3 protein-coding genes are annotated in these 1,518 nt (G+C 69.0%); all 3 read right to left on the bottom strand.

The annotated features are described in order from the left end of the window. On the bottom strand, positions 1–504 hold a 504-nt coding region (locus ACFDTC_RS08635; protein WP_375258475.1), incomplete at its 3' end, for a helix-turn-helix transcriptional regulator. Positions 505–574: 70 nt separating this feature from the next. Then, positions 575–1,135 carry a hypothetical protein gene (locus ACFDTC_RS08640; protein ID WP_375258476.1) on the bottom strand — a complete coding sequence of 187 codons (561 nt, stop codon included), beginning with the start codon at positions 1,133–1,135 and terminating at the stop codon, positions 575–577. 8 nt (positions 1,136–1,143) lie between these two features. Further along, positions 1,144–1,332 (bottom strand): hypothetical protein, encoded by a 189-nt coding sequence (locus ACFDTC_RS08645; protein WP_375258477.1) that lies wholly within the window; start codon positions 1,330–1,332, stop codon positions 1,144–1,146. Positions 1,333–1,518: the final 186 nt, after the last annotated feature.

Consider the following 1,518-nt stretch of genomic DNA (forward strand, 5'->3'; position numbering starts at 1 on the left):
TCCGCCCGTCTTCTGCCGGGCGATCAGCCCGTCGCCCATCATCTCGTCGATGAACAGGCTCAACAGCTGGGGCCGGCCAGAGACGCCGGCCTTGCGATAGATCGCGGCCGTCTGCGCCTTGACCGTGCCTTCCGACGTCTCGCGCACGCGGGCCGTCTCGGCGATGGACAGGCCCTTGATCGCCATCAGCGCCACGTCCCGCTCGGCGGCCGTCAGGGACCATTCGGCGAAGTGCTCCTCGAGCACGTCCATGAAAGCGCCCTGCGCCAGGCGTAGGCTCGACTCGGCGCGCCGACGGGCCCGCAGCGACGCGGCGAGCATCCATGCCGTGACCCCGACGCCGAGCAGCAGGCCCAGCGCCGCGCCGACCTCGATCATCTCGTAGACCGCCCAGGCCAGGGGCGCGGTGCGCAGCCCCAGCAGGTTGGCCACGATGTCGTAGACGAAGAAGGCCGCGCAGACGAACTGCACGACCAGCAAGACGCCGATGGACACGCGCTCCATCAGCGCGGGGGGCCCTGAGGGCGCAAACGACAGAACCCCGACCGGCTATCGGGCATTGCCGATGCCGCCATCAACGATTTCCGCCGGAATTGCCGTTCCCGTTGCCGCCGGAATTGCCCTTTCCGTTACCGCCAGAGTTACCATTTCCATTGCCCCCGGAATTGCCGTTGCCCCCCGAATTGCCGTTTCCGCCGGACCGCCCGCCGCCGTTTCCGCCTCCGTTGCCGCCGCGGCCTCCGCCGGAATTGCCGCCGGAGTTCCCGCCGCCGTTGCCCCCGGCGTTTCCGCCGCCATTGCCTCGGCTGCCGGCGGTGTCGCGGCCGGGCGCGCCGCCGCCCGAGGACGTCGCCCCGCCTGCCCGGTCGGGCAGCACGCGTCCGGTGCCGCGGCTCTCGTCCAGGTAATCACGCATCAACGCGCCGGTCGATGGGTTGTAGACGATCTCGCGTTCGCCCCGCGCGCTTCTGCCGACGATGCGGATCCGCCCCAGCCACGTGCGCGAGACGGTGATGTTGGAATAGCCCTGCTGGCGCAGCTGCTGCACGATCGTATCCGTCGGCGTCTGCGCCGCGGCGGGTCTGCCGGCCACCAGCGCGGCGGCCAGGCCCAGAACGATGTCACGGCGGTTCATGGTGGTCCTCATGCTGCGATCAGCCAGATCCCGTTCAGGACCGACACGAATGTCATCGAGTCGCCTGGGTCGCGCGGGCGTTTCTGCTTGGTCATGATCTTCACGCGGGCGGTGGGGCTGCTGACGGTCGTCACGGTCATCGTGACCGTCATCGTGGGATCGATCGACAGGACGGACTGACAGGTCTTGATGCACATCATGATACCGCGAGCCCTTCCCTGGCTTCAATAGTCTTGACTGTCCGCCGCGGAAACGCCGGCCCTGGCTCGGGCCGTTCGGGTTGCGTCAGCGGGACAGGCTGGCAGACGGGACAGGTCTGCGAACGCGGCGGACAGTCAATCGCTCGACGAGCGTGAGCCACCATCTCGCACCGCGCCGCCGCC

Origin of the sequence: Citreimonas sp. (genome assembly GCF_042096055.1) — a bacterium.
Classification (GTDB): Bacteria; Pseudomonadota; Alphaproteobacteria; order Rhodobacterales; family Rhodobacteraceae; genus Citreimonas.